Raw genomic sequence first — 3,757 nt, 5'->3', positions numbered from 1 at the left:
CCTCCTAGGCCCTTGATTTCACCCTCTGACAAAAGCATCCCGCTTCATCATCACGTCCCCCCGCTTCATCGCTTCCCATACGCAACACATGTTCACCAATTGGTCATCCCGCCTATTTTGCATCGCACTGTGTAACCTAAGCATGGTTTTACAGCACAGGGGCGAGCCATGCAGACACAAACCATCACCGTCACCACCGCCAGCCAAATGCAAGACTATGCCGATCAAGTCTGGGCGTTGTTGGTGGCCAGTTATGCCCATGTGAAAGGTGGTCTGCATTACACCAATAAGCCGCACATGCTGGCACAAACCCAGCGCTGGCAATTGGTTGTGCGTGGCAAGCGGGTGATCGCCGCGATTTTATTTAAAGCCAAACGTGGCTGGAAATTAGTGGCAATGGCCGCGTGTCGTCGTGCTAAATCGGCGGCGCGTGCCGCGCTAAAACGGCTCATTTGTGGCGCCCTACCCAATAGTTGGATGGAGCTTTCTGAACGCGCCGAACACTTTGTGATGCTGCACTGTCATGGCCACCAATACCTGATCCACGCCAGTTTAGTCAGCGAGTTGCTGAACAAATCCGTGCGTGTTGATGAGGCCGACAGTTACCACTATGTGCGTGACATTGCTGGGATCCCCAAAGCCAAGATCATCGTGGGCACACCGGCGCGGCGCTAAGACTTTCACCAATTGGTCGAGGGCCGCGGCCCTTATCCCAGTGAGATAGCATTGAGTCATTGCCACAACGCAGCCATCAAGGCGCGTTGTTTATCACAGCAACCCGATAACAGGAGAACGCTTATGACGCGGAATCAACACACCCAGGCGCAGATGCAAGGTAGCGAGCAGAGCATGACAGGCGCAAACCACCCGCGAGAGCACAGTTGGTTTGACATGTTTGGCGAGCTTGGCAATCGGCAGGTGAATATTTTAGTCACGGGCGCAACAGGATGTGGTAAGTCATCCACCATTAATGCGCTGTTTGCCGCCGATAAGGCCAAAGTCGGACAAAGCCCCGATCCGGAGACCATGGCCATCGAGCAGTATCAGTTCAACAACCTGGTTTTGTTCGATAGCCCAGGGTTAGGGGATGGCCGCGAGAGCGATATTCGGCATGCGCGTAATATCATCAATAAGCTCGAAGAGTGCGATGAAAACGGTGAATTACTGATCGACCTGGTGCTAGTGGTGTYAGATGGTAGCAGCCGTGATCTTGGCACCTCGTTTGAGTTGATTAACGAGGTGATTATTCCCGCACTGGGCGAGCATACCGACCGCTTACTGGTGGGGATTAACCAAGCCGATATGGCCATGAAAGGGCGGCATTGGGATCCAGTTAACAATCAGCCACAGCCACCGTTGGAGGCATTCTTGCGTGACAAGATCCAATCAACAAAGCGCCGTATTAATGAGGCCACCGGTGAGGATGTCGAGGTGGTGCATTACGCCGCAGGCTACAAAGAGGGCAACGAGCAACAACCCCCCTATAACATGGGAAAGTTGTTCGCCTATATCTTGCGCCACGTGAAAGCAAGCAAACGTGTGGCGTTAATGCGCGACATTAATCGTGACAAAGCGATGCGTAAGCACAACGATAGCGATGAAGACTATCGCGAGTCCGTGCGCAAGTCGTTGTGGGAGTCAGTCACCGAGGGCGCGGAAAAAGGCGCAGAGTTGGGTAGCTACTTTGGTGCCCCAGGAAAAATGCTGGGCGCGGCCGCTGGGGCAGCGGTTGGGTTCGTTGTTGGGCTATTCAGTTGATGTGGCCCAGAGGCGGTGCATGCCGCCTTAACTCACAGCGACAGTAGTGACACCCTTTACAGGCTAGATAATAGGAGAAGCGATGTCTTATTTCACCCAGCTCGATACGGCGATGCGCCAACGCGGTCTGCTATTCCCGCTTGATGTGCTACTGGTTGGGGCCACCGGCAGTGGCAAAAGCAGCACCATCAATGCACTGGCAAAGGCCCCGGTGGCAGACGTTGGCAGTGGCGTTGATCCGCATACCCAGCAAATCAGTGGCTATGCCATGTCAGACAGCCTGCGTTTTCATGATTCTGCCGGGCTGGGGGATGGCAAAGCCGCCGATCAACGGCATCGTTTGGCGATTCAACGTAGCCTTGAAGAAACCTGTACCAGCACGCAAGGCGGTGGCGAGTATGGCTTCATTGATATGGTGGTGGTGATCTTAGAAGGCGGGATCCGAGACCTAGGCACCAGTGTCACGCTGCTGGAAACCGCGGTCTTGCCGTATATTGCCCCAGAGCGGGTGGCGGTGATGATCAACCAAGCCGATATGGCGATGAAAGGGCGGCACTGGGATAGGATAACTCACTCGCCCGATCACACCTTGGCTGACTTTTTAAGCCAAAAAGCGGCATCCGTACAAGCGCGGATTGCCGAGTCAACGGGGCTCTCGATCGCACGGCCTGTGTGTTACAGCGCAGAATATCACTACAACCTTGAGGCGGTCATGGGGCACGTGCTCGCCCACCTGCCAAGGCATCGACGTCGTGTGCAATCACAATCGGCGTAATCGGTATTAAGTGAGGAGAAAAGCAGATGAAAACCTATGCAGGAACCGGTGTGGCTTTCGGGTTAGTCTCTGGGTTGGCGGAAAGCCTTGTTGATAATGTTTTACGTGACAAAGTACAACCCGTGCTCGGTAGCCTTGTCTATTGCGATTTGGCGCTCGCGTTTGAGCACTCAGGGATTTATGTGGGGAATGACCAGATTGTCCATTTAAATGGCGACGGTCGGGTCGAAGCCGTGTCGCCGGCGCGTTTTCTACAACGCCTGGGTGGCTTTAACCCAGCGATCAGTATTTATGTTTCATGCCGCGATAAGCAAGCCGTCGGCTCACCGGCGGCCGCCGCACGGGCGATGCAGGAGATAGGCAAGCGTCAAGACTACAATGTGCTGTTTGACAACTGTCATCAATTTTCGTCATGGTGTTTGTCTGATAACCGTGCAAACAGTGACAGTTTTACCTGGATGCTAAAAGACACCGCCAAGGCGCATTTGCACGCCAATACCTGGCGCGTGTGGGATTGGGAAGATTAAAATAAAATCATAAGCCGCTCAGTCGCTTACGCGCGGGAATAATTAAATGGCACGTCATTTGCTTATTTTTATAAAATTTAGTGTGTTTAAAACGCCTGTTTATTTTGCAACTTGCAAAATTAAAAACAATCAGTTATAACTTGAAATGGTCGTCACGGACCATGCCCTGACTAAAGGGATTAAGACACAACGTCAGATGTATTTACAACGCCGTATTTCTGTCGTCACGGACCATGCCCTGACTAAAGGGATTAAGACGCAACAAGCCGCTCAAGAGGAAGAGCAAGCACTCGTCGTCACGGACCATGCCCTGACTAAAGGGATTAAGACCTTTCGAAAAAATCAGAAGTAGCTGTCGGTAAATGTCGTCACGGACCATGCCCTGACTAAAGGGATTAAGACAAAACGTACTGCTTGATTATACGGTTGCGGCTTTTGTCGTCACGGACCATGCCCTGACTAAAGGGATTAAGACTGATTATCATGCAGTGATGCTTCGGTAGCCAATAGTCGTCACGGACCATGCCCTGACTAAAGGGATTAAGACTTTAACCTCAGTCCCCAGCAACTCAGCGATTTCTTGTCCTCACGGACCATGCCCTGACTAAAGGGATTAAGACCATGACGGCGTCCACACGATACCGTATTCCAGCGCGTCCTCACGGACCATGCCCTGACTAAAGGGATTAAGACTTTA

At 52.5% G+C, this 3,757-nt stretch carries 4 protein-coding genes and 1 CRISPR repeat array; all 4 genes read left to right on the top strand.

The window, feature by feature from the left end; genetic code table 11:
• Nucleotides 1-168 precede the first annotated feature (168 nt).
• The 4 genes from BZG14_RS14765 (at nt 169) to BZG14_RS14750 (ending at nt 3,060) form a co-directional block, all read left to right on the top strand.
• Entirely contained in the window at nt 169-675 is a 507-nt protein-coding gene (locus BZG14_RS14765; protein WP_077609098.1) for a hypothetical protein, read from the top strand.
• Nucleotides 676-798: 123 nt separating this feature from the next.
• Nucleotides 799-1,758 carry a GTPase family protein gene (locus BZG14_RS14760; protein WP_077609097.1) on the top strand — a complete coding sequence of 320 codons (960 nt, stop codon included), beginning with the start codon at nt 799-801 and terminating at the stop codon, nt 1,756-1,758.
• 82 nt (nt 1,759-1,840) lie between these two features.
• Nucleotides 1,841-2,533, top strand: coding sequence for a GTPase family protein (locus tag BZG14_RS14755; protein ID WP_077522623.1), 693 nt, complete (start codon nt 1,841-1,843; stop codon nt 2,531-2,533).
• A 26-nt stretch (nt 2,534-2,559) separates the two neighbouring features.
• Complete coding sequence (locus tag BZG14_RS14750; RefSeq protein ID WP_077609096.1) at nt 2,560-3,060, top strand: lecithin retinol acyltransferase family protein; 501 nt, start codon at nt 2,560-2,562, stop codon at nt 3,058-3,060.
• Between the two features lie 148 nt (nt 3,061-3,208).
• Nucleotides 3,209-3,753: direct repeats of the CRISPR family, unit length 38 nt; unit sequence GTCGTCACGGACCATGCCCTGACTAAAGGGATTAAGAC.
• Between the last annotated feature and the right edge of the window lie 4 nt (nt 3,754-3,757).

The organism is Salinivibrio sp. IB282 (assembly GCF_001995685.1).
Lineage (GTDB): Bacteria > Pseudomonadota > Gammaproteobacteria > Enterobacterales > Vibrionaceae > Salinivibrio > Salinivibrio kushneri.
This window is presented reverse-complemented; position numbering and strand designations above follow the sequence as displayed.